We start from the raw sequence: 24,453 nt of genomic DNA, 5'->3' as shown, positions 1-24,453 counted from the left end.
GGGGCCCGGCATTCGGTCGGCTAAATCTGGACCGTCGACACCCTTCACGGGTTACCGGTTCGCGTCACGGGCCGCCGGATTCCTAGACTGTCGCTCACACACTCGATGCGACGAAAGCCAGTGATGTCCGGTCCCAACACCGACTATGACCCGGTAGAGGTCACCCCCTTGAAGGCAGAGGAGGTCGAGGCCGCGCGCGACGCTGCGCTGAAGGCCATCGACGCCGCGACCAGTCTCGAGGAGCTCAAGCAGACCCGGCTCGACCACGCCGGTGACCGTTCGCCGCTGGCCCTGGCCAACCGCGAGATCGGCGCGCTGCCACCGGCGGCACGCAAGGACGCAGGCCAGCGCGTCGGCAAGGCGCGTGGCGCCGTCAACCAGGCGCTCGCCGCGCGCCAGAAGGTGCTCGAGGCCGAGCACGAGGCGCGGATGCTGGTCGAGGAGACCGTCGACGTGACGCTCCCGACCGACCGGGTCCCGGCCGGTGGGCGGCACCCGCTCACCACCGGCGCGGAGTACATCGCCGACATCTTCGTGGCGATGGGCTGGGAGGTCGCCGAGGGTCCGCTCATCGAGGCCGAGTGGCTCAACTTCGATGCCCTCAACCTGGGCCCGGACCACCCGGCCCGCACCATGCAGGACACCTTCTGGACCGAGCCGGCCGAGAACCACGTCGTTCTCCGGACCCACACGAGCCCGGTCCAGGCGCGCACCATGCTGACCCGCGAGGCGCCGATCTACGTGGTCTGCCCCGGACGCGTCTTCCGCACCGACGAGTACGACGCGACCCACTCGCCGATGTTCCACCAGGTCGAGGGCCTCGCCATCGACGAGGGCATCTCGATGGCGAACCTGAAGGGCACCCTGGACCACTTCGCCACCCAGATGTTCGGCGAGGGCATCGTGACCCGGTTCCGGCCGTCGTACTTCCCCTTCACCGAGCCCTCGGCAGAGGTCGATCTGACCTGCTTCGTCTGCCGTGGCGCGCAGGTCGTCGACGCCGGAGACGGTCAGCTCGTCACCTGTCGCACCTGCAAGGGCGAGGGCTGGATCGAGTGGGGCGGCTGCGGGATCGTGAACCCGCGCGTCCTGGTGGCGTGTGGTGTCGACCCGGAGAAGTACAGCGGCTTCGCGTTCGGGATGGGCATCGACCGCACCCTGATGTTCCGCACCGGCCTGTCCGACCTGCGCACCCTCTTCGAGGGTGACGTCCGGCTTACTACTGCATTCGGGAGTGAACTGTGAAGGCCCCCCTCTCCTGGATCAAGGAGTACGTCGACCTGCCCGCCGATCTCGGCATCGAGGAGATCACCGACCGGCTGACCATGCTCGGCCTCAAGCTGGAGGCGATCGAGACCTCCGGCGCCGGCATCGAGGGCCCGCTCGTGGTCGGCCAGGTGCTCACCCAGGAGCCCGAGCCGCAGAAGAACGGCAAGACGATCAACTGGTGCACCGTCGACGTCGGTGAGGCCAACGGCACCGGTGAGCCCCAGGGGATCGTCTGCGGCGCGCACAACTTCAAGCCGGGCGACAAGGTCGTCGTGATCCTGCCCGGTGGCGTGCTGCCCGGGAACTTCCAGATCTCGGCGCGCAAGACGTACGGCCACATGTCGGCCGGAATGATCTGCTCCGCCCGCGAGCTCGGGCTGGGGGAGGAGGCCGACGGCATCATCGTGCTGCCGGCCGACGCTCCCGCGCCCGGGACCGACGCCCGCGAGGTGCTCGGGCTCGGCGAGGAGATCATCGAGTTCGAGATCAACCCCGACCGTGCCTACGCCCTGTCGATGCGCGGCATCGCGCGGGACGCGGCGCTCGGCTTCGACGTACCGTTCCACGACCCTGCGCAGGTCGACTACCCGGTCGCCGACGGGTCGGGCTACCCGGTCCGGCTCGAGGACGACGGCTGCGACCACTTCGTCACTCGCGTGATCACGGGGTTCGACCCGAGCGCGCCGACGCCCGAGTTCATCAAGAAGCGGCTCGAGGCCACCGGCGTACGCTCGATCTCGCTGGCCGTCGACGTCTCCAACTACGTGATGATGGAGCTCGGCCAGCCGACGCACTGCTACGACCGGGCCAAGCTGTCCGGCGACATCGTGGTGCGGCGGGCGAGCGAGGGCGAGAAGATCACCACGCTCGACGACGTGGTCCGGGTGCTCTCCGAGCAGGACCTGCTGATCACCGACGACTCCGGCCCGATCGGCATCGCCGGTGTCATGGGCGGGGCGTCCACGGAGATCTCGGAGTCGACCACGGACATCGTGGTCGAGGCCGCGCACTTCGACCCGACCACCGTCTTCCGCTCCCAGAAGCGCCACAAGCTCCCCTCGGAGGCGTCCAAGCGCTTCGAGCGCGGCGTCGACCCGCTGCTGCCGCCCGCCGCGGCCCAGCGCGTCGTCGAGCTGCTCGTCGAGCACGGTGGCGGCCAGGCCGTCGGTGTCTCCGAGGTCGGGCCGGGGGCCTCGCTCGAGACCCGCGAGCCGTTCCGGACCATCACGATCCCGGTCGACCTGCCGGCCCGGATCATCGGGCTCGACATCGACGAGGCGACGGTGGTGAAGTCGCTCGAGCTGATCGGCGCGCGGGTCGCCGTGTCGGGTGACTCGCTGCGCGCGACCATCCCGAGCTACCGCGTCGACCTCACCGACCCCTACGACCTCGTCGAAGAGGTCGCCCGCATCGTCGGCTACGACAAGGTTCCCTCGGTGCTGCCGCGCCGGGCGACCGGTGGTGGTCTGACCCGCGCTCAGCAGCTGCGCCGCCGGATCGGGCGTGCGCTGGCCGGCGCCGGGCTGGTCGAGGTCGTCGACTTCCCGTTCGTGGGCGAGGCCGACTTCGATCGCCTCGGACTGCCCGCCGACGACGTGCTGCGGCACACCGTCAAGCTGGCCAACCCGCTCAGCAGCGAGGAGCCCGGCTACACCACGACGCTGCTCCCGGGCCTGCTCAAGGTCGCCGCGCGCAACGTCTCCCGAGGTCAGGACGGGGTCGCGCTCTTCGAGACCGCGACCGTCGCCTTCCCGGTCGACCAGGCCGCGCCGATCTACGGCGTCGACCGTCGCCCGACCGCCGAAGAGCTCGAGAAGCTCCTCGCCGCGATCCCGCGCCAGCCGCTGCACCTCGCAGTCGTGCTCGCCGGGGAGCGTACGCGTGGTGGCTGGTGGGGCGCCGCCGAGACGGCATCGTGGGCCGACGCCATCGATGTCGTACGCCGCCTGGGCACGGAGCTCGGAGTCCCCGTCGAGGTCGCCTCGGCATCGCGGGCGCCGTGGCACCCGGGTCGCTGCGCGGTCGTCGCCGTCGACGGTGTCGAGTTCGGCCACGCCGGTGAGCTGCACCCCAACGTCTGTAAGGCGTTCGGGCTGCCCGCTCGTTCGGCAGCGGTCGAGATCGACCTCGACTTCCTGATCTCGAAGGTGCCCGCCACCGCCGCCGGCCCGGTCTTCTCGACCATGCCGATCGCGAAGGAGGACGTCGCGCTGACCGTGTCGGTCGACGTCACCGTGGCCGCCGTCGAGGCGGCGCTGCGCGAGGGTGCCGGCCCGCTGCTGGAGACGGTGCGGCTCTTCGACGTCTACGAGGGCGACCAGGTCGGCGAGGGCAAGAAGTCGCTCGCCTTCGCGCTGCGTTTCCGCGCTCCCGACCGCACGCTGAAGGCCGAGGAGACGGCGGCCGCACGTGACGCAGCGGTCGCCAGGGCGGCCGAGCTCACCGGCGCCGTCCAGCGCTGAGGATCTGACCAGAACGGGGAGGGCCGCTCGCGTGATGCGAGCGGCCCTCCCTGCTGCGTACGGCCGCTATCCTCGGCCGCGGATGCCCAGCTCGCGGGCCAGCGGCTCGGCGAGCTGGGGTGCGTACTGGCGTGACATGTGGGTGCCGTCGTAGTGGGTGATGGTGTCGCCGACGACGGCGGGGCAGGACCCGTCCCAGCAGAAGTAGGAGCTCATGTCGGCGACGTCGACACCGACCTTCTCGGCCGCCCGGACCTGCACGTCGATCGACCGCTCCCGCGACTTGACCGGGCCCATCAGGCAGTCGCCCAGCGTGGCGCCGGGGCGGGACAGGCAGGTGCCGGCGTTGGCGTCGAATCCCTGGATGTCGCGGATCAGCACCGTACGCTTCGTGTGCTTGTCCACGCGGCGCAGGAAGTCGGCGTAGGCCGGACGCATGAGCTCGTCGATCTTGCTGGTCTCACCGACCCATTCGCCGTCCTCGTCGAAGACGCCCTGGATCGGCGGGGCGGTGGAGACGACGGTCAGGTCGGGGTCGAGGCGGCGGAACTGCTTGAAGGCCCAGCGGTTGAAGTCGTCGCACTCGGTGTAGGGGTCCTTCTCTCCGCCGCGGTCGGTGGTGATCGAGGCTGAGACGCAGCGGTTCTTGACCAGGAAGTACGTCCGGAAGCCATGCTTCTTCGCGATGTCGTTCAGCGTCGGGACCCAGTGCAGGGCATGGGAGTTCCCGAAGACCACCATCGTCCGCTTCCCGTCGGGGTCGCCATCGACGCACAGGTCGCGCTCGGAGTCGTCGGTGTAGTCGCACCTGGTCCGGCCCGGTTTGAGGGAGTCGAGCTCGGTGAGCGCGGGACGCAGTTCGGTCGGGACCGGCGTGTCCTCGCGCGCCGCGAGCACCGAGGCCCGCACCAGCGCCTCCTGCTTGTCCAGCGACGGATCGGCCGCAGGTGCGTCGGCCAGGGTGATCGCCGGCTGGAAGGAGCCGCGGGTGGCCTCATAGTCGGCGTAGGCGGTGCCGCCGAATGCGATGGCCGCCACGAGCGCGATGCTGACCGGGTAGAAGGTCAGCGCGCGCCGGGTCGGCCGCCACAGCGCCCCCTCACGGAACGGAGCCTCGACGAGCCGGAAGGAGACGTACGCCAGCACGAACGCGCTCGCGACGGCCAAGCCGCGCTCGGGCCAGGTGAGCTCACGCTGGAGGACGATCTCGGGCAGCACCAGGAGCGGCCAGTGCCACAGGTAGAGCGAGAAGGACCAGTCACCGATCGCCCGCATCGGTGCCACCGACAGCAGCCGGGCGCCGGTCGTCGTCTGGCCCGAGGGAATGGCCCCGGCGAGGATGACGGCCGCGGAGCCGAGCACCGGGAGCGCGGCGTGGTAGCCGGGGAACGGGGTGGCCTCGTCATAGGCCAGGCAGGCCCAGAGGATCGCGGCCAGCCCGCCCAGGACGAGGATCTCGCGGACCAGGGGTGGGCCCGCGAGCCGCTGCATCACCCGGCTGCTGGTGACCAGGATCGCCAGAGCCGCGCCGATCCCGAGCTCCCAGGCGCGGGTGAGCGAGGAGAAGTAGGCCGCGGTGGCCTCCCCGGGCGTGTGGACGATCGACCAGGCCAGGCTTGCGAGGGTGATCAGCGCGATCGCGGCCAGCAGGAACCTGCGGGGCCGTGCCGAGCCCTGCTCGCTGTCGCGCTCGGCACCGCGTGAGCGGCCGATCCTGCTCGCCAGGACGATGCAGATCAGCGCGACGAGCGGCCAGACCAGGTAGAACTGCTCCTCGACCGCCAGCGACCAGAAGTGCTGGACCGGAGAGGGCGGCAGCTCGGCCTGGAAGTAGTCGGTGCCGGCGATGGCCATCCGGATGTTGGCCGCGAAGGCCGAGGCCCAGACCGCGTCGACGGCGAGCGGGGTGACCTGCGCCGGGCCCAGCAGGACCACCGCAGCGACCACGGTGACCGCCAGGGTGAAGGTGGCGGCCGGGAGGATGCGCCGGGCCCGGCGCGCGTAGAAGCGTCTCAGCGATATCCGGCCGGTGCGGCCGAGCTCACCGACGAGCTGCTGGGTGATCAGGAAGCCCGAGATGACGAAGAAGACATCGACGCCGACGAACCCGCCGGCGAACCAGGAGACTCCCGCGTGGGCGGCTAGGACAGTGAGGATGGCGACGGCGCGTAGCCCCTGGACGTCGCCACGTAGCCGTTTCGCCGGCGCGGAGGCAGGCGAGGTCGAAACGGTCGTGCTGGGGGTTAGGTGGGGGACCTGGAGGTCGTGAGACATAGGCGGGAAAGGTTACCGAGTTCACCCCTTGGATACCCAGATTTGGCCTCGCGGCTGTGTCTCAGCTCGGGTCGGCGGCCTCGAGGTGGCTCAGGACGGTGCCGACGTCCTCGCTCGTCGTCTGCCACGACGTCACGAACCGGACCTGGCCGCCGAGCCGGTAGAAGAGCACCCCGGCCGCCTCCAGGCGGTCGGCCGCCTCCTCGGGGAGGTCCACCCAGGCGAGGTTGGCGTCGACGGAGTTGGTGATGCGTACGCCTGCCGTCCGTAGGCCGGCCGCGAGCTCGGCCATCCGCTCGTTGGCGTTGCGGGCGTTGTGGAGCCAGAGGTCGTCGCTGAGGTAGGCCAGCAGCTGGGCCGACTGGTAGCGCATCTTCGAGGTGACATGGCCGCTGCGCTTGGTGCGGTAGACGAGCTCGTCTGCGGGAGCGTCGGTGAAGCAGACGATCGCCTCGGCCGAGAGTGCGCCGTTCTTGGTCGCGCCGAGGGAGAGTACGTCGACGCCGGCCCGCCAGGTGAGGTCGGCCGGCGCGGCGCCGGTGGCCACGACGGCGTTCGCGAATCGGGCGCCGTCCAGGTGGACCCGCAGGTCGCGGGTCTTCGCGATCCCGGTGAGCTCGGAGATCTCCGCGACGGAGTAGACCGTGCCGTAGTCGGACGGTGAGGTCAGCGACAGGACGGCCGGCTGAGAGTGGTGCGGGTCGCCCCAACGTACGCCGTCCAGGTGGGCCTGCAGCGCCTCCGGCGCCATCTTGTAGCCCTCGCCCGCGACGCCCGTCATGACCGCGCCGCCGCTCAGGTAGGAGGTCGCTCCGCCCTCGCTGCTCAGGATGTGCGCGGTCTCGTGGCACACCACCGAGCCCCAGGGCGGGGTCAGCGCGGAGAGGGAGAGCGCGTTGGCGGCGGTGCCGCTCAGCACCGGGAACACCCGCGCCGTCGGGTGCTCGAAGACCTCCCGGACCCGGTTCTCCAGTGCGGCGGTGACCTCGTCGCCTCCGTAGGCGAGCGCGGAGCCGGAGTTGACGGCGGCCATCGCCTCCATGATCGCGGGGGAGACGGAGGCGGCGTTGTCAGAGCGCAGTTCGACGGTCACGGACCCATTCTGGCGATCGCCTGGTCGCCTCGGTCAGCGGGTCGCTCGCGATGCCGTCGTGCGTACGCCTCGATGCCGTCGAGGAGAAGGCCGTAGCCGAGGTCGAAGAGCTCGTCGAGGTCCATGTCGTAGCCGTCGGCGAGCAGGGCGGTCGGGCCGAAGAGGCGGGCGACGTGGGGGAAGCGGGTCCGGAAGGCGTCGTCGCTGAAGTGGGGGACGTACTGACGATCGGTCCACTCGTCGGCCGAGACCCCGGTCTGGGACATCGCCTCGTCCTCGCGCTCGATGTTCGCCGCCAGCGCGGCGACGTGGTTGTAGAGCAGCACATGCATGTCGAACTGCGTCTTCGGTGGCAGGCCGAGACCCTCGAGCGCGCCGAGCAGCCGGTCGCCGAAGCGGAGCAGGTTGGGGAGCATCATCGGCCGGGTCAGCGGCTGGGTGCGGCCCAGCCACGGGTGGTTGCGGTGCAGCCGCCACAGCTCGCGGCCGAGCGACTCGGCGCGTTCGCGCCAGGGGGCGTCCGGATCGAGGGTGAACGGCGAGGCGGCGTAGACCGCGTCGGCCATCGCCGCGACCAGCTCGTCCTTGCCCTCGACGAAGCGGTAGAGGGACATCGGGGCGACGCCGCAGCGGCCGGCGACAGCGCGCATCGAGACCGCGTCCAGTCCCTCGGCATCGGCGATCCCGACCGCCTCGACCAGGATGCGCTGGCGGGTGAGGGCCTTCGCCGTGGGGGTCCGTGAGGCGTCGTCCCGGGGCGCGACCACCGTGCCTGACCGGGGGCGGGTGATCACCAGCCCCTCGGCGCGGAGGACGTCGAGGGCCTTCGTCGCGGTCGCGAGTGCGACGCCGAACTCCTGGGCGAGCTGTCGGGTCGAGGGCACCTTGTCGCCAGGGGCGATCTCGGTGGCATCGATGCGCCGGGTCAGCTCGGCGGCGATGCGGACGTACGTCGGTTCGGTCGAGCCGGCCACGGTGGCCCTCCTTCTTCTCTGTGCTAGGACAGATTCTAGTCATAGAACCACTGTGCTAGTCCAGATCAAGTTATGTATTGCCAGGTCAGAGGCATGTTCGCTACGGTCCGTCAGGACCCAGATATACGCCGTATCCGAAGGAACTCACATGACCACTGTCCTCATCTCCGGCTCCAGCGTGGCCGGCACCGCCCTCGCCTTCTGGCTCCGCGAGCAGGGCCTGACTCCCGTCGTCGTCGAGCGCGCACCGGCGCTGCGTCGCGGCGGCCAGGCCGTCGACGTACGCGGCGCCGCGCTCACCGTCCTGCGTCGCATGGGGCTCGAAGCCCCGGCCCGGGCGCTGAAGAACGTCTCCAACGGCATGAACATGCTCGACGCCGACGGCAATGAGCTGATGCGCTCGGAGGAGTTCGCGCTCTCCTCGGGGCAGCTCGGCTCCGACGACATCGAGATCCTCCGCGAGGATCTCGTCGACCTCGTCCACGGGCGTCTCGACGGCGTCGAACACATCTACGGCGACTCGATCACCGCGATCCGTGAGGACGCCGACGGGGTCTTGGTCGAGTTCGAGCACGCCGCCCCGCGCCGCTTCGACCTCGTCGTCGGCGCCGATGGCCTCCACTCCAACACCCGACGGCTCGTCTTCGGCCCCGAGGCCGACTACATCCACCACCTCGGCACCTACCTGTCGGTGTTCAGCCAGGAGAACTTCCTCGGCATGGACCGCTGGCAGACCTGGATCAACAACGGCAGCGACGGTGGCGCCGTGATGACAGTGCGCGACAACCAGGAGCTGCGGGTCTTCCTCGGCTTCGCCGCCGACCCCATCGACTACGACCACCACGACATCGAGGCGCAGCGGCGCCTCCTCGCCGAGCACGTGACCGGGTTCGGCTGGGAGGTCCCCAACCTCATCGAGCGGATGTGGACCGCCGAGGACTTCTACTTCGACGCGATGGCGCAGATCAAGATCGACTCCTGGTCGCGCGGACGCACCGTCCTCCTCGGCGACGCGGCCCACTGCGCCGCGCCGCTCTCGGGTCAGGGCACGAGCCTCGCCCTCGTAGGCGCCTACGTGCTCGCCCTCGAGCTCGGTCGCGCCGCAGATCACGGCGAGGCCTTCGTCGCCTATGAGAAGCGGATGCGCCCGTTCGTCGAGGCCAACCAGGAGCTAGCCCTCATCGACCGCCGCACCGTCGACCCCGACGAGTCGACGCGGCGCCTAGATGCAGTCAAGAACCTGATCGACCTCGACGCGGCCGGCTAGGACGCGGGGTAACACGTTGTTCGTAGGACTACTCGCCCTATCTAATGGGGCGAGCAGTCCTACGAACGACGTGTTACATGCGGGCGGCACGTCGAGAAGAAGCTGGATCGATCCCGTACGTACGCGATATATCGCTATGACAGAATGGCGGCTGTGACGACGCTGAGTGTGCTGGACGAGGTCACCTGGGCGGGCGCGCCGGTGGCCGGCGAGCGGACCCGGGCGCTGCTGCGCGCGCTGGTCGAGGCCGGTCCGCGGGGCGCCTCGGAGGCTGCTCTCGTCGAGGCGGTCTGGGGGCGCGACGACGTGCCGGCCAACCCTTCGAAGGCGCTCCAGGTGGTGGTCTCCCGCGCCCGGGCGGCGACCGACTCCGGCGCCATCGAACGTACGCCGCGGGGCTACCGCGTCAACCTCCAGGCCGGCGACGTCGACGCCTGGTCGCTGCGTCCCGAGGCACTGAGGCTGGCCGCTGAGAAGAGGTACGCCGAGGCGCTCCCGCTCCTCGAACGGCTCCTCGGTCTCGACCCCGACGAGGAGGTCACCGAGGCGGTGCTGAGGGCGGTCGCCGCGGTGCACGGTGTGCCGGCGGCGCTGGAGCGCTTCGAGGCGTACCGGACCGGGCTGGCCGACGGGCTCGGCGTCGACCCGAGCCCGCGGTTGCGGGCCGTCCATGCCGAGCTGCTCGCGCGCGACCGCCCGGTGCGCTCGGGGCTGCGTCACGACGCCGACGTGCTGATCGGCCGCGAGCAGGACGCCGCCGAGGTCTCCGCCCTGCTGAAGAGCTCGCGGGTCGTCACGATCCTCGGGCCCGGCGGGCTGGGGAAGACCAGCCTGGCCCAGGTGATCGCCCACGACGCCGAGGAGCCGGTGATCCACTTCGTCGAGCTGGTCGGCGTGACCGCTCCCGAGGACCTGGTCAGCGAGGTCGGCTCGGCTCTCGGCGTACGCGACTCGGTCGCCCACCGCGACCGGCTCACCCCCGACCAGCGGGCCGACGTGCGGTCGCGGATCGCGCAGCAGCTCGACGGCGTGCCGACCCTGCTCGTGCTCGACAACTGCGAGCACATCGTGGCCGCCGTCGCCGACCTGGTCGCGTTCCTGGTCGCTATGGCGCGCGACCTGACCGTCCTGACCACCTCCCGGAGCCCGCTCGCCATCGGCGCGGAGCGGGTCTACCCGCTCGGTCGGCTGGGGACGTACGACGGCAGTGAGCTGTTCCGGCGCCGCGCCGTCGCCGCGCGGCCCGGTGTCCACCTCGACGAGGTCCGGGTCGACGAGATCGTCACCCGGCTCGACGGCCTGCCGCTGGCGATCGAGCTGGCCGCGGTGAAGGTGCGCGCGATGTCGGTCGACGACATCGCGCGGCGGCTGGAGAACAGGTTCGAGCTGCTGCGCGGTGGCGACCGCAGCGCTCCCGACCGCCACCAGACCCTGGTCGCGGTCATCGACTGGTCCTGGAACCTCCTCTCCGAACGCGAGCGGCGGGCGATGCGCTGGCTCTCGGTCTTCCATGACGGGTTCACCCTCGCGGCCGCCGAGGCGATGCTCGGCGCCGACACGTTCGCGGCGATCGAGGAGCTCGTCGATCAGTCGCTGCTGACGGTCGTCGACGCACCGCTGGGATTCCGCTACCGGATGCTCGAGACGGTCCGCGAGTTCGGCCGGATGCAGCTGATCGACGCCGGCGAGGAAACCGCGGCTCGCGCCACGCAGCGCGCGTGGGCGCGGGACTACGCGGACGCGAGCGCCGGCCGGATCTACTCCCCGGAGCAGTTCGACGCCATGGACGAGCTGCGCGCCGAGGAGAGCAACCTCGCCGACATCCTGCGCCAGGTCCTGGCCGACGACGAAGCCGAGTCCGTGATCCGTCTCTTCTGCGCGATGGGTGTCTTCTGGACCATCGCGGGAGAGCACCAGCGGGTGATCATGCTGGCCGGGCCGGTCGCTGATCTGCTCGCCGAGTGGGAGCCGCCTCCCGAGCTGCTGGAGAAGACCCGGCTGGTACTGGCCCTGCTGCTCTTCGGCGCCGCCGTCACCGGTGGCTCCGGTCTCGAGCGCCTGATGACGATCCTGGACCGGGTCGGCGCCGAGGCCGCGGACCCACAGCTCAGGGTGATGCTGAAGGTCATGCAGGCGATGGCCGGCACCGTCGCCGGAGCCGGCCGGCCGCTCGAGGACGAGCTGGCCGACCTGGTCACCGACCCCGACCCGGAGGTGCGCGCTCGTGCCTACACCTTCCTCAGCCACGAGCGGGAGAACCTCGGCGACCCCGAGGGCGCCGTTGCCGCGGGGAGGGAGGCGCTGCGCCTCACCGGCACCGACGGCGGACTGTGGCCACAGGCGATGCTGCACGCCCAGCTCAGCGGCCTCTATGCCCAGCTCGGCCGTCTCGGCGAGGCAGCGGAGCATGCCCGCGAGGCCGTCCCGGTCCTGCGCCGTCTCGGTGCCGACGACGACCTCGTCCAGACCCACGCCATCCTGGTGACGTACGCAGTCGAGCAGGGCCGCCTCGAGGAGGCGGCTGAGATGCTGGCCGAGCTCGCTGAGGAACAGCCGCGCGGTGGCTTCGGCTCTCGGGGCGCCGTCCACGGCGCCCGCGCTCAGCTCCTCCTCGCCCAGGGACGGGTCGGCGAGGGGCTGGCGCTGTTCCGCGAGGTGGTGGCTTCGATGGGCGAGCTGCCGTTCCCGGGATTCACCGACGACCCCGACCTGGTGCCGTGGCGAGTGGCGGCCGAGGCGGTCACCGTCGTCACCTGCGCCCGGCACGCTGAGGGCACCGAGGGCTCAGACCTCTTCGGCGCCCTGGTGGCCAAAGCGCCGCGCCTCGTCTCCGACGAGCGCAGGGCTCAGGACTATCCCGTCACCGGGATGGTGTTCCTCGCGCTCGGGCTGTGGGGCCTGCTGCGGGACGCGCTGCCGCGCGAGGAGTCCGTACGGTTGGTGGTGCTGGCCGACCGGTTCGGCTACTCCCGCTCGTTCCTGGACATGCGCTGGGAGCTCGCGGTCGCCGACGCGACCCGGCTCGCGCCGGGCGTACTCGAGCGGGTCTCGGAGGAGTACGGCGAACGCCGCGGGCTCGCCCTGCTGGACGAGGCCCGCGGCGTCATCGCGCGCTTGGGCTGAGACCGGCGAGCCGGTCAGAGCTTCTTGCTGTAGCTCCACACCGAGAGCGGCGCGAAGATCGCGACGACCGCGGCGCAGCCGACGAGCGCCCACACGACGCTCAGGGTGACGTCGCCGGCGTTCATCAGGTCCCGGGTGGCGTTGATGACCAGCGTGACCGGGTTGACGTCGACGAAGTGCTGCAGCCAGTCCGGCATGGTCTCCTTCGGTACGAACGCGGGGGAGAGGAAGGTCAGCGGGAACATGATCATCATGCCCAGGCCCTGCACCCCGCCCGCCGTCTTCAGGACCGTGCCGAGCCAGGTGAAGATCCAGCTCAGCGACCAGCCGGCGAAGATGGTCAGCGCCCAGCCGGCGAGCACCCCGCCGACGCCGCCACCGGGCCGGTAGCCCATCAGCAGGCCGACCACGATGGTCAGCGTTGCCGCGATCCCGTAGCGGAGCAGGTCCGCGACGGCGGGTCCGGCCAGCGGCGCGATCCGGGCGATCGGGAGCGCCTTGAACCGGTCGAAGACGCCCTTGTCCATGTCCTCGCGCAGCTGGGTGCCGCGAGCCATCGAGGCGGTCAGCGCGGTCTGGGCGAGGATTCCGGTGATGATGGTCGGCAGGTACGACTTCACGTCACCGGAGATCGCGCCGCCGAAGATGTAGGCGAACATCGCGGTGAACAGCAGCGGCTGGATCGTCACGTCGAAGAACTGCTCGGGGTTGCGCATCATCTTGATGTACGCCCGGCGGGCCATGGTCAGCGTCTGGCTTATCGTCTCGCCCACGCCCGGGCGGGCCTTGAGCGGGCGGTCGGCGACGGCGTACGTGGAGATCAGTGCAGCCATCTCAGGCCACCTCCTCGGTGTGGATGTCGGTGTCGGTGCGGGTAGCGTCGTCTGAGCTCTCGGTGCCGTGACCGGTCAGGGCGAGGAAGACCTCGTCCAAGGTCGGCTGCTGCACGTTGGCGGTGGTGATGGAGATGCCCGCGTGGCGAAGGCCGATGAGCACGTCTGCGGCCCGGTCGGCATCGGCCAGCGGTACGTTGACGCCGCCCGCCTCGGGAGTGAGCACCGGGTGATCGCCCGTGACCTTCTCGACCACGGCAGCGGCGGTGGCGACCTGCGTCTTGTCGCTCAGGCGCAGGTGCAGCGTCGAGTTGCCGACGGAGGTCTTGAGCTGCTCCGAGGTGCCTTCGGCGACCTTGACGCCCCGGTCGATGACCGCGATCCGGTCGGCGAGCTGGTCGGCCTCGTCGAGGTACTGCGTGGTCAGCAGGACGGTGGAGCCGCCGGCGACCAGCGTACGGATGGTGTCCCACATCTGGCCCCGGGTGCGTGGGTCCAGGCCGGTGGTCGGCTCGTCGAGGAAGATCAGCGGCGGGCGGGACAGGAGCGAGGCAGCGAGGTCGAGGCGGCGGCGCATCCCGCCGGAGAACTTCGAGATCTGCCGCTTGGCGGCCTCCTGGAGCCCGAAGGACTCCAGCAGCTCCTCCGAGGCGGCCCGGGCGGACTTGCCGGACATGCCCAGCAGGCGGCCGAAGAGGACCAGGTTCTCGGTGGCGGTGAGGTTCTCGTCGACGGAGGCGTACTGCCCCGTCACGCCGACGAGCTGACGCACCTGGTGGGGGTGCGCCTTGACGTCGACCCCGAAGATCTCCGCCTTGCCGGCATCGATCGGGAGCAGGGTCGCGAGCATCTTCAAGGTGGTGGTCTTGCCGGCGCCGTTGGGGCCCAGCACGCCGAAGACCTCGCCGCGGCGGATCTCGAGGTCGATCCCGTCGACCGCGGTGAAGTCTCCGAAGGTCTTGACCAGACCTGAGGCCGATACGGCCAGTTCGGTGGTTGTTGTCATGCTCCCAGGGTGTGGGGCGCCGGTTTCAGGGCGCCTTCACCGTGGTTTCACGACTGCCGGCCCGGTTTCAGTGCCGGTTTCAGTGCCGGTTTCAGCGGGCTGCGTCGAGGCGGGCGAGGACGTCGTCGAGGTCCTCGCCCACCACCAGCGACTCGGCGGGGGAGCCGTGCAGGAAGCCCGCCGCGGCGATGCGCTCCATCATCTCCACGAGCGGGTCCCAGAAGCCGTTGATGTTGAGCAGGCCGACCGGCTTGCCGTGCAGCGAGAGGGTCTGCCAGGTCCAGACCTCGAAGAGCTCCTCGAGGGTGCCGATCCCGCCCGGGAGCGCGAGGAAGGCGTCCGCGCGCTCGGCCATGAGCGCCTTGCGCTCGTGCATGGTGTCGACCACGACCGTCTGCATCCCCGGCGCGCCTTCGACGCGACCCCACTCGCGTTCGACCATGAACCGTGGGATCACGCCGAAGACCTTGCCGTTGCCGTCGATCGCACCCTGGGAGATCTGGCCCATCAGGCCGCCGCCGCCCGCTCCGTAGACCAGCTCGATCTCGCGCTCGGCGAGGCCCTTGCCGACCTCGTAAGCCTTCTCCATGAGCGCCGGGTCGTTGCCGTCGCGGGAGCCGAGAAAGACCGCCAGGTGCTTGATCATGGGCGTGAGATTAGTCGTCGTCGGTGATCGCCTGGTTCGTCAACGCGCGGAAGCGCTCGTAGACGTCCTTGTCGCCGGTGACCTTGATGCCCTCGTCGTCACGGCGGCGCCAGAGCCAGGCGTCCAGGTCGGCCGCGGTGCCCTCGACGACGGCGTCCGGCTCGGTCCCGGCGGGGACGTCGTCCGTAGAGACGACGCTGAGGTCGGGCTCGTCCTCGAGGCTGTCGCCGTTGGGGCGGGTGCCGGAGACGAGGCCGAGCTCGACCCAGGTCTGGGTGTCGGTGTCGACCGCGTCGACGCGTACGTACTGACCGCCTCCGGCGAAGCTCGCCCACTCGGGCTTACCGCCGTAGAACACGTCGAGGATCTCGTCGATCCCGTCGGCGGCCAGGGCCGGGTCGAGCGGCGTCACGGCGCCGGCGGTGAGCTCGGCGTCGAGGCGGTGGATGAGGATCTCGTGGGCCTGCCTGCGGTAGGTGAACGCGGCGGTCTGGTCCGGCGACCAGGACCAGGTGGGCTCCTCGGGCCCGGTCTGCTCCAGGGTCTTGAGGAACCTGGCGTTGAGCTCGTCGAAGTGGGCGAGCAGGTCCTGGTAGGTCGCGTCCTCCGGGCGCTCCGGCTCCGAGTAGGTCTCGCTGCTGGGCTCGGCCGGCCGACTCTCCAGAACGTACGTCCAGAAGTGCTGCACCTCGGCGGCGACGTGCCACAGCAGGTCGGCGGCGGTCCACTCCGGAGCGGTCGGAACCGGGGCGGTGGGGTCCGTGTCTGCGAGTACGGCACGGAAGCGCGCCGACTCCGACCGGATGTGGTCGAGGTAGGCGGTGGGGGTGAGGCGGGTTGTCATGGAGCGAACACTAAGGGCCCACGTCTCAATCTCCGAACGGGTTTTGCGAGATGCATGCAGCCTGACGTATGTTCATACACATGACGAAGAAGCGCGTCGCCGTCGCCGGTGCCAGTGGATATGCCGGAGGTGAGCTGCTCAGGCTGCTGCTGGCCCACCCCGAGGTGGAGATCGGCGCCCTGACCGCCGCCTCCAGTGCGGGCAAGACCCTGGGGAGCCTCCAGCCCCACCTGATCCCGCTCGCCGACCGAGTCCTCGAGCCCACCAACGCCGAGACCCTCGCCGGTCACGACGTGGTCTTCCTGGCGCTGCCGCACGGGGAGTCCGGGCCGATCGCGGCGGGCCTTCCCGACGACGTCGTCGTGATCGACTGCGGCGCCGACTACCGGCTGGCCGACGCCGAGACGTGGACGAAGTTCTACGGCACCGACCACGCCGGCACCTGGCCCTACGGTCTTCCCGAGCTCCCCGGACAGCGGGGCGCGCTCACCTCGGCCAACCGGATCGCGGTGCCGGGCTGCTTCCCGACTGTCTCCACTCTGGCCCTCGCCCCGGCGGTCGAGGCCGGCATCGTCGAGCCCGAGGTCGTCGTGGTCGCCGCCACCGGCACCAGCGGCGCGGGGAAGTCGTCCAAGCCGCACCTGATCGGTGCCGAGGTCATGGGCAACGTCAGCGCCTACGGCGTCGGTGGCGTCCACCGGCACACCCCCGAGATCGTCCAGAACCTCTCCGGACTGGTCGACGGCGAGGTGTCGGTCTCCTTCACCCCGGTGCTGGTGCCGATGCCGCGCGGCATCCTGGCCACCTGCTCGGCCAAGCTCGGCGAGGGCGTGACGGCCGCCGATGCGCGTGCGGTTTATGAGAAGGCGTACGGCGAAGAGCCCTTCGTCCACCTGCTCCCCGATGGCCAGTGGCCCCAGACCCAGGCCGTGCTCGGCTCCAACGCGGTCCACCTGCAGGTGACCGTCGACGAGGCCGCCGGGCGGCTGGTCGTCGTCGGCGCCGAGGACAACCTCGCCAAGGGCACCGCCGGGGGAGCGATCCAGTGCATGAACCTGGCGCTCGGCCTCGAGGAGACCACCGGCCTGACCACGGTTGGAGTGGCCCCGTGATCGATCTCGAGACCGTCGCCCACGAGCCCGGTCGGCCCGACCCCGCCAAGGCGCGTACGCTCGCCGGCGCGCTGCCGTGGCTGAAGGAGTATCACGGCAAGATCGTCGTGGTGAAGTACGGCGGCAACGCCATGACCGACGACAAGCTCAAGCGTGCCTTCGCCGAGGACATCGCCTTCATGCGATTCGCCGGCTTCAAGCCGGTCGTCGTGCACGGCGGTGGCCCCCAGATCTCGAGCATGCTTGGCCGGCTCGGCATCGAGTCGGAGTTCCGCGGCGGGCTGAGGGTGACCACCCCGGAGGCCATGGACGTCGTGCGGATGGTCCTGGTCGGCCAGGTCCAGCGTGAGCTCGTCGGGCTGATCAACGAGCACGGCCCGTTGGCCGTCGGACTCTCCGGCGAGGACGCTGGACTCTTCACCGCCGAGCCTGCCAGCACCGTCATAGACGGTGAGGAGGTCGATCTCGGCCAGGTCGGCGAGGTCGTCGACGTACGTCCCGAATCTGTCCTCGACCTCATCCAGGCCGGCCGGATCCCCGTGGTTTCCAGCGTCGCGCCCGACGTGGACGGCGCCGTCTACAACGTCAACGCCGACCGCGCTGCCTCGGCCCTGGCGGTCGCGCTCGAAGCCGAGAAGCTGCTGGTCCTGACCGACGTCGAGGGTCTCTACCTCGACTGGCCGGACCCCGAGGAGGTCATCGGCGAGATCAGCCCCGAGGCGCTGGAGAGCATCCTCCCGGAGCTGGCCAGCGGGATGATCCCGAAGATGAGCGCCTGCCTCGAGGCGGTCAAGGGCGGCGTCAAGCGCGCCACCGTCGTCGACGGTCGCGCCGAGCACGCCGTACTGCTGGAGCTGTTCACCGCCGAGGGGGTCGGCACCCAGGTGCTCCCCGGCGTCACCACCAAGACCCGCAAGGCAAGGGAGCTCGACAAATGACGACGTACTCTGAGCGCTACGCCGGCGCCCTGATGAACACCTTCGGCGCTCCCAAGCTGGTCCTCACCCGAGGCGAGGGCGCCCACGTGTGGGACGAGGACGGCAAGGAGTACGTCGACCTGCTGGCCGGCATCGCCGTCAACGCGCTCGGCCACGCCCACCCGGCGCTGGTCTCCGCAGTGACCTCCCAGATGGAGTCCCTCGGCCACGTCTCCAACTTCTTCACCTCCCACCCCCAGGTCGAGCTGGCCGAGGCGCTGCTCGCCCGGGTTCCCGGAGGCGAGACCGGCCGGGTCTTCTTCACCAACTCCGGCACCGAGGCCAACGAGGCGGGCTTCAAGCTGACCCGGCGCACCGGGCGGAAGCACATCGTGGCTGCTCAGGGCGCCTTTCACGGGCGTTCGATGGGTGCCCTGGCGCTGACTGCCAAGGAGGCCTACCGGGCGCCGTTCGAGCCGCTGCCGGGCGAGGTCACGTTCGTCCCCTACGGCGATGCCGAGGCGCTGGCGGCTGCGGTCACCGACGAGACCGCGGCGATCATCCTCGAGCCGATCCAGGGTGAGGCCGGCGTCATCGTGCCGCCCGCCGACTACCTGGCTGCCGCTCGGGCAGTGGCCGACGAGCACGGCGCGCTGCTCTGGCTCGACGAGGTGCAGTCCGGCCTGGGCCGCACCGGTCGCTGGTTCGCCCACGAGACCTCCGGCATCACCGCCGACATCGTCACCCTCGCCAAGGGCCTCGGCGGTGGCTTCCCGATCGGTGCCTGCATCGGTCTGGGCCGGGCCGCGACACTCTTCGAGCCCGGCAACCACGGCACCACCTTCGGTGGCAACCCGGTCGCCTGCGCGGCCGGCCTCGCGGTGATCAACACCATCGAGGCCGACGGGCTCCTCGAGCACGTCACCGTGCTCGGCCAGAAGCTGCGCGACGGTCTCGCCGCCGACCCGCGGGTCGCCAGGGTCGACGGCGAGGGCCTCTTCATCGGAGTGGTTCTCGCCGGTCTCGACTCGGGTGCTGTCGCCGCGGCCGCCCTCGAGGCGGGCTTCATCCTCAACAACGCGACGCCCGAGCGGATCCGGATCGTCCCGCCGCTCGTGCTCACCGAGGACGACGCCGAGAGCCTCCTGGCCGCCTGGCCCGCGATCTTGGACGCGGCGGAGGAGAAGAAGTGACCAGACACTTCCTCCGCGACGACGACCTCACCCCGGCCGAGCAGGCCGAGGTGCTGGCGCTCGCGGCGGAGATGAAGCAGGACCCCTACGCCGCCAAGCCGCTCGCCGGACCGGTGACCGTGGCCACGATCTACGACAAGCCGACTCTGCGCACGCAGGCGTCGTTCTCCTCCGGGATCGCTGAGCTCGGCGGTCACTCGATGCTCGTCGACGGCCGCCTGGCCGGGATCGGCGAACGCGAGTCGGTCGCCGACGTCGCCCGGGTGCTCGGTCGGCAGGCGGGCGAGATCGTGTGGCGTACGTTCGCGCAGTCGAGCATCGAGGAGATGGCGGCGTACGCCGGGGTTCCGGTCATCAACGCGCTGACCGACGAGTTCCACCCCTGCCAGCTGCTCGCCGACCTGCTGACGGTGCGGGAGCACAAGGGATCCCTGGCTGGCCTGACCGCGGCCTTCCTCGGTGACGCGGCCTGCAACATGGGCAACTCCTGGGCGCTGGCCGGGGCGATCGCCGGGATGCACGTCCGGTTCGGAGCCCCGGACGGCTACGCGCCCGACGCGGAGGTGCTGGTCAGGGCCAAGGAGATCGCCGAGGAGACCGGCGGCTCGGTCACGGTGACCTCGGACCCGGTCGCGGCGGCAGCCGGGGCCGACGTACTCATCACCGACACCTGGGTCTCGATGGGCAAGGAGAGCGAGGCGGCCGCGCGGGCAGCGGTGTTCTCGCCCTACGCGCTCACCACCGGCCTGCTCGGCCACGCCGACCCCGACGCCGTCGTGCTGCACTGCCTGCCCGCCTACCGCGGCAAGGAGATCGAGGCCGAGGTGCTCGACGGTCCGCGGAGCCTGGTGTGGGACGAGGCGGAGAACCGGCGCCACGCCCAGAAGGCGATCCTGGCCTTCCTGTGGGAGCGACGATGACGACCAACGAGACCCAGCGGCCCGCGACCAAGGGCGCGCGCCAGTCCCTGATCGCCGACATCATCTGGGGCCGGGAGATCCGGTCCCAGACCGAGCTCTCCGAGGCGCTGCTCGCCCACGGGGTCCACGTCACCCAGGCGACGCTCTCGCGTGACCTGGACGAGCTCGACGCGGTGAAAGTGCGGGCTCCTTCCGGTGCGCTGGTCTACGCGGTTCCCGGCGAGGGCGGTGACCGCACCGCCGTCGCACCGGGGGAGTCGGCCAGCGGTCGCAGCAAGCTCGGCCGACTCGCCCGCGAGCTGCTGGTGAGCGCCGACGGCAGTGGGAACCTGGTGGTGCTGCGTACTCCTGCAGGGGGTGCCCAGTACTTCGCCTCCGCCATCGACCGGGCCGAATATCCCGACATCCTCGGCACCATCGCCGGCGACGACACCGTGCTCGTCATCGGCCGCGAGCCGAAGGGCGGCGCTGCGCTCGTCAACCGCTTCCTCAGCCTCGCCGGCAAGACCACAGACATTCCGTAAGTTTCGAAGCAAGGAGCAACATCTCGTGAGCAAGGTCCTGACCTCCCTTCCCAAGGGTGAGCGCGTCGGCATCGCCTTCTCCGGAGGTCTCGACACCTCCGTGGCGGTCGCCTGGATGCGCGACAAGGGCGCGGTGCCGTGCACCTACACCGCCGACATCGGGCAGTACGACGAGCCCGACATCTCCGGCGTCCCGGACCGCGCGATGGCCTACGGCGCCGAGATCGCCCGCGCCATCGACATCAAGCCGCAGCTTGTCGAGGAGGGCCTGGCCGCACTCGCCTGCGGTGCCTTCCACATCCGCTCCGGTGGCCGTGCCTACTTCAACACCACGCCTTTGGGGCGTGCGGTGACCGGCACCATGCTGGTGCGGGCCATGCAGGCCGACGACGTCAACATCTGGGGCGACGGGTCGACCTTCAAGGGCAACGACATCGAGCGGTTCTACCGCTACGGCCTGATGGCCAACCCCGAGCTTCGCATCTACAAGCCGTGGCTCGACGCCGACTTCGTCCACGAGCTCGGTGGACGCCACGAGATGTCGGAGTGGCTGGTCGCTCACAACCTGCCCTACCGCGACTCCACCGAGAAGGCATACTCCACCGACGCCAACATCTGGGGCGCCACCCACGAGGCCAAGACCCTGGAGCACCTCGACGTGTCGCTGGAGACCGTCGAGCCGATCATGGGCGTGAAGTTCTGGGACCCGTCGGTCTCCATCGAGACCGAGGACGTCTCGGTGAGCTTCGTCGAGGGCCGCCCGGTGGCGATCAACGGCAAGTCCTACACCGACCCGGTCGAGCTGGTCTACGAGGCCAACGCGATCGGCGGCCGCCACGGCCTGGGCATGTCCGACCAGATCGAGAACCGGATCATCGAGGCCAAGTCCCGCGGCATCTACGAGGCGCCGGGCATGGCGCTGCTGTGGGCGGCGTACGAGCGGCTGCTCAACGCCGTGCACAACGAGGACACCATGTCCAACTACTACAACCAGGGCCGCAAGCTCGGCCGGCTGCTCTACGAGGGCCGCTGGCTCGACCCGCAGGCGCTCATGCTGCGTGAGTCGATCCAGCGCTGGATCGCCTCGCTGGTCTCCGGCACCGTCACGCTCCGGCTGCGCCGGGGTGAGGACTACACCGTGTTGAACACTGAGGGTTCCCACTTCTCCTACCACCCCGAGAAGCTCTCCATGGAGCGCGTCGAGAACGCCGCCTTCGGCCCCGTCGACCGCATCGGCCAGCTCACCATGCGCAACCTCGACATCGCCGACTCCCGCTCCAAGCTGGAGATCTACGCCGGGCATCCCCTGGACCAGGGAACGGTGCTCGTCGAGCACGGCACCCTCTTCGGCGAGCTGCCCGCCGGCGGCTTCGACCGAATCGCCGCCACCGACGGCAAGCCGCTCCCGGCCGCTCTTCCGATCGAGGAGACCGTCCTGGACGACACCATCCTCGACGAGGCCGCGCTGGAGGCGGGCAACGACTGATGGTGCGTGTGCACCGCGAGTCCGCGCGGGTTCTCCCGGTCAGTGCCGACGGTGAGGTGCTGCTTCTGCAGGACACCGACCCGGGGGACCCGTCGCGGGGCGCCTACTGGACCAGCATCGGGGGCGCCATCGACCCCGGCGAGGCCGCGGTAGGCGCTGCGGCGCGGGAGCTGTGGGAGGAGGCCGGCATCCGGGTCCTGCCCGAGGCACTGGTCGGCCCCGTCCAGATCCACGCCGACGAGTACAGCTGGAACGGCGTCGACTACAGCGGCCACAACATCTACTTCGCCGTCGCGCTCGACCGTGAGGTCGAGATCAGCTTCGCCAACCTGGAGCCGATCGAGGTCGGATCGGTCGTCCAGGCCGGCTGGTGGACGCCGGACAAGCTTCGCGCCGAGGGCACCGCGTCCCCGGGCGCACTTCCTGACATCATGGAGATCGCCATCAAAGCCGTACGAGGAGAGTCGTGACCACGCCTGCCAACACCACCAACGAGGGCAAGCTCTGGGGCGGCCGGTTCGCCGGTGGTCCTTCGCCGGAGCTCGAAGCGCTCTCGCGCTCGACGCAGTTCGACTGGCGGCTGGCGCTCTACGACATCGCCGGGTCGCATGCTCATGCCAAGGCGCTGGGGGCGGCCGGGCTGCTCACCGGTGACGAGGAGAACGAGATCCACCGCGGTCTGGACGTCCTCGCCGACCGGTTCACCGCCGGACGGCTGCTGCCTGCTGCCTCCGACGAGGACGTACACGGTGCGCTGGAGAGGCTGCTCATCGAGGAGATCGGTCCTGATGTCGGCGGCAAGCTGCGGGCCGGGCGCTCGCGCAACGACCAGATCGCGACGCTCTTCCGGAGCTATCTGCTCGACCACGAGCGGGTGTTGCGTGGGCTCGTCCTCGATCTCATCGAGGCGCTCGCCGCGCAGGCAGACGAGAACATGGGCGCGATCATGCCGGGACGTACGCACCTCCAGCACGCTCAGCCGGTGCTGCTCTCGCACCACCTGATGGCGCACGCCTGGTCGCTGCTGCGCGACGTCGACCGACTCAACGACTGGCAGGCGCGGGTCGTGTGCGATTCGCCGTACGGGTCCGGGGCGCTCGCGGGGCAGTCGCTGGGGCTCGACCCCGAGCTGGTCGCCTCCGAGCTCGGCTTCACCGGTTCGAGCGCGAACTCGATCGATGGGACCGCTTCGCGTGACTTCGTCGCCGAGTTCGCCTACGTGTGCGCCCAGATCGGCGTCGACATCAGCCGGATCGCCGAGGAGATCATCCTGTGGGCGACCAAGGAGTTCGACTTCGTCACGCTGCACGACTCCTGGTCGACAGGCTCGAGCATCATGCCGCAGAAGAAGAACCCCGACATCTCCGAGCTGGCCCGCGGCAAGGCGGGGCGTCTGGTCGGCAACCTGACCGGGCTGCTGACCACGCTGAAGGCGCTGCCGTTGGCGTACAACCGCGACCTGCAGGAGGACAAGGAGCCGGTCTTCGACTCCCTAGACACCCTCGAGGTGCTGCTCCCGGCCTTCACCGGTCAGGTCGCGACGTTGGTCTACAACACCGACCGGATGGCCGAGCTCGCCCCTCAGGGCTTCTCGCTGGCCACCGACATCGCCGAGTGGCTGGTCCTGCAGGGAACCCCCTTCCGGATCGCGCACGAGCTCGCCGGCGCCTGCGTCCAGGCGGCGGAGAAGCGCGGCGTGGAGCTGGACGCGCTCACCGACGAGGAGTTCGCCACGATCTCGCCGGCGCTGACCCCTGACGTACGTCTGGTGCTGACCATCGAAGGCTCTGTCGCGTCTCGCGACGGCCGTGGTGGCACCGCTCCCGACCGGGTCGCCGAACAGCTCGCCGAGCTCCGGGCCAAGGCCGCCGGGTTCCGTCCGTCGTAGTGCTCACGAGCCTGCTGAACCAGCGCCCCGAGGTGACCGCTCCGCGGCTCCTCGGGGCGACGCTGTCCTTCGACGGTGTGAAGGTGCGGCTCACCGAGGTGGAGGCGTACGCGGCCGACGATCCCGGCTCGCACGCTTTCCGGGGCGAGACGAACCGCAACCGGGTGATGTTCGGTCCACCGGGGCGGCTCTATGTCTACTTCACCTACGGGATGCACTATTGCGCGAACCTGGTCTGCCATCCGGAGGGTGAGCCCGGAGGGATCCTGCTGCGTGCCGGCGAGATCATCGACGGGATCGAGGTCGCCCGGGAGCGACGTGGAGCCGTACGCGACGTCGACCTCGCCCGCGGACCCGCGCGGCTGTGCTCAGCGCTCGGGATCGACCTCACCATGAACGGGACGACTGACTTCGAGCTGGACCTGGCGCCGGCCGAGACGTGGGCGGGGATCGAGGTGGCCGCCGGACCGCGGGTCGGGCTGCGTCTCGCCCCGGACCGGCCTTGGCGGTTCTGGGTCTCGGGTGACCCGACGGTCTCGCCCTATCGGCCGGCCAAAGCGCTCGGATAGCCGCCGGGACGGGCCGATGACCGTCCACAGGCCTGGTTCGGACCGGGGTTCTC

20 protein-coding genes are annotated in these 24,453 nt (G+C 70.3%); 13 read left to right on the top strand and 7 right to left on the bottom strand.

Annotated features, from left to right (window positions below):
• Positions 1–123 precede the first annotated feature (123 nt).
• Positions 124–1,245 (top strand): phenylalanine--tRNA ligase subunit alpha, encoded by a 1,122-nt coding sequence (pheS, locus tag AB0F44_RS01995; RefSeq protein WP_357352139.1) that lies wholly within the window; start codon positions 124–126, stop codon positions 1,243–1,245.
• On the top strand, positions 1,242–3,731 hold the full coding sequence (gene pheT / locus AB0F44_RS01990) for a phenylalanine--tRNA ligase subunit beta (protein ID WP_357352137.1): 2,490 nt from the start codon (positions 1,242–1,244) through the stop codon (positions 3,729–3,731). The genes pheS and pheT overlap by 4 nt, the downstream gene beginning before the upstream one ends.
• Positions 3,732–3,797: 66 nt before the next feature.
• On the opposite strand, the gene AB0F44_RS01985 is transcribed toward pheT, so the two are convergent.
• The 3 genes from AB0F44_RS01985 to AB0F44_RS01975 form a co-directional block, all read right to left on the bottom strand.
• On the bottom strand, positions 3,798–6,005 hold the full coding sequence (locus AB0F44_RS01985; protein WP_357352135.1) for an acyltransferase family protein: 2,208 nt from the start codon (positions 6,003–6,005) through the stop codon (positions 3,798–3,800).
• Positions 6,006–6,066: 61 nt separating this feature from the next.
• Positions 6,067–7,098: a beta-eliminating lyase-related protein gene (locus tag AB0F44_RS01980; RefSeq protein ID WP_357352133.1), complete on the bottom strand. Its 1,032-nt coding sequence runs from the start codon at positions 7,096–7,098 to the stop codon at positions 6,067–6,069.
• Positions 7,095–8,072: a GntR family transcriptional regulator gene (locus AB0F44_RS01975; RefSeq protein ID WP_357352131.1), complete on the bottom strand. Its 978-nt coding sequence runs from the start codon at positions 8,070–8,072 to the stop codon at positions 7,095–7,097. The genes AB0F44_RS01980 and AB0F44_RS01975 overlap by 4 nt, the downstream gene beginning before the upstream one ends.
• 148 nt (positions 8,073–8,220) lie before the next feature.
• Here AB0F44_RS01975 and AB0F44_RS01970 point away from each other — a divergent pair, with 148 nt between their 5' ends.
• Both AB0F44_RS01970 and AB0F44_RS01965 read left to right on the top strand, forming a co-directional pair.
• Positions 8,221–9,339 (top strand): FAD-dependent monooxygenase, encoded by a 1,119-nt coding sequence (locus tag AB0F44_RS01970; protein WP_357352129.1) that lies wholly within the window; start codon positions 8,221–8,223, stop codon positions 9,337–9,339.
• Positions 9,340–9,492: 153 nt separating this feature from the next.
• Positions 9,493–12,462 (top strand): BTAD domain-containing putative transcriptional regulator, encoded by a 2,970-nt coding sequence (locus AB0F44_RS01965; RefSeq protein WP_357352127.1) that lies wholly within the window; start codon positions 9,493–9,495, stop codon positions 12,460–12,462.
• A gap of 14 nt (positions 12,463–12,476) precedes the next feature.
• On the opposite strand, the gene AB0F44_RS01960 is transcribed toward AB0F44_RS01965, so the two are convergent.
• The 4 genes from AB0F44_RS01960 to AB0F44_RS01945 form a co-directional block, all read right to left on the bottom strand.
• Positions 12,477–13,295 (bottom strand): ABC transporter permease, encoded by an 819-nt coding sequence (locus AB0F44_RS01960; RefSeq protein ID WP_357352125.1) that lies wholly within the window; start codon positions 13,293–13,295, stop codon positions 12,477–12,479.
• A 1-nt stretch (position 13,296) separates the two neighbouring features.
• Entirely contained in the window at positions 13,297–14,301 is a 1,005-nt protein-coding gene (locus tag AB0F44_RS01955) for an ATP-binding cassette domain-containing protein (protein WP_357352123.1), read from the bottom strand.
• A 91-nt stretch (positions 14,302–14,392) separates the two neighbouring features.
• Positions 14,393–14,947 (bottom strand): TIGR00730 family Rossman fold protein, encoded by a 555-nt coding sequence (locus tag AB0F44_RS01950; protein ID WP_357352121.1) that lies wholly within the window; start codon positions 14,945–14,947, stop codon positions 14,393–14,395.
• Positions 14,948–14,957: 10 nt separating this feature from the next.
• A complete protein-coding gene (locus AB0F44_RS01945; RefSeq protein WP_357352120.1) occupies positions 14,958–15,791 on the bottom strand; it encodes a maleylpyruvate isomerase family mycothiol-dependent enzyme in 834 nt (277 codons plus the stop codon).
• 80 nt (positions 15,792–15,871) lie between these two features.
• Here AB0F44_RS01945 and argC point away from each other — a divergent pair, with 80 nt between their 5' ends.
• The 9 genes from argC to AB0F44_RS01900 are packed head-to-tail and all read left to right on the top strand — an operon-like array spanning position 15,872 to position 24,400.
• Positions 15,872–16,903: an N-acetyl-gamma-glutamyl-phosphate reductase gene (gene argC / locus AB0F44_RS01940; RefSeq protein ID WP_357352118.1), complete on the top strand. Its 1,032-nt coding sequence runs from the start codon at positions 15,872–15,874 to the stop codon at positions 16,901–16,903.
• Positions 16,903–17,841: an acetylglutamate kinase gene (gene argB / locus AB0F44_RS01935; protein ID WP_357352704.1), complete on the top strand. Its 939-nt coding sequence runs from the start codon at positions 16,903–16,905 to the stop codon at positions 17,839–17,841. The genes argC and argB overlap by 1 nt, the downstream gene beginning before the upstream one ends.
• The gene (locus tag AB0F44_RS01930; RefSeq protein ID WP_357352116.1) at positions 17,838–19,013 is read left to right on the top strand and encodes an acetylornithine transaminase; all 1,176 of its coding nucleotides are present in this window, start codon (positions 17,838–17,840) and stop codon (positions 19,011–19,013) included. The genes argB and AB0F44_RS01930 overlap by 4 nt, the downstream gene beginning before the upstream one ends.
• On the top strand, positions 19,010–19,933 hold the full coding sequence (gene argF / locus AB0F44_RS01925; RefSeq protein WP_357352114.1) for an ornithine carbamoyltransferase: 924 nt from the start codon (positions 19,010–19,012) through the stop codon (positions 19,931–19,933). Before AB0F44_RS01930 ends, argF begins: the two co-directional genes overlap by 4 nt.
• Positions 19,930–20,457, top strand: coding sequence for an arginine repressor (locus tag AB0F44_RS01920; protein ID WP_350658012.1), 528 nt, complete (start codon positions 19,930–19,932; stop codon positions 20,455–20,457). Before argF ends, AB0F44_RS01920 begins: the two co-directional genes overlap by 4 nt.
• A 25-nt stretch (positions 20,458–20,482) precedes the next feature.
• Positions 20,483–21,943 (top strand): argininosuccinate synthase, encoded by a 1,461-nt coding sequence (gene argG, locus AB0F44_RS01915; protein WP_357352112.1) that lies wholly within the window; start codon positions 20,483–20,485, stop codon positions 21,941–21,943.
• The gene (locus tag AB0F44_RS01910; protein WP_357352110.1) at positions 21,943–22,413 is read left to right on the top strand and encodes an NUDIX domain-containing protein; all 471 of its coding nucleotides are present in this window, start codon (positions 21,943–21,945) and stop codon (positions 22,411–22,413) included. The genes argG and AB0F44_RS01910 overlap by 1 nt, the downstream gene beginning before the upstream one ends.
• A complete protein-coding gene (argH, locus tag AB0F44_RS01905; protein WP_357352108.1) occupies positions 22,410–23,831 on the top strand; it encodes an argininosuccinate lyase in 1,422 nt (473 codons plus the stop codon). Before AB0F44_RS01910 ends, argH begins: the two co-directional genes overlap by 4 nt.
• Entirely contained in the window at positions 23,831–24,400 is a 570-nt protein-coding gene (locus AB0F44_RS01900) for a DNA-3-methyladenine glycosylase (RefSeq protein WP_357352106.1), read from the top strand. The genes argH and AB0F44_RS01900 overlap by 1 nt, the downstream gene beginning before the upstream one ends.
• Positions 24,401–24,453 lie beyond the last annotated feature (53 nt).

This window comes from Nocardioides sp. NPDC023903 (assembly GCF_040639295.1).
GTDB lineage: Bacteria > Actinomycetota > Actinomycetes > Propionibacteriales > Nocardioidaceae > Nocardioides.
This window is presented reverse-complemented; position numbering and strand designations above follow the sequence as displayed.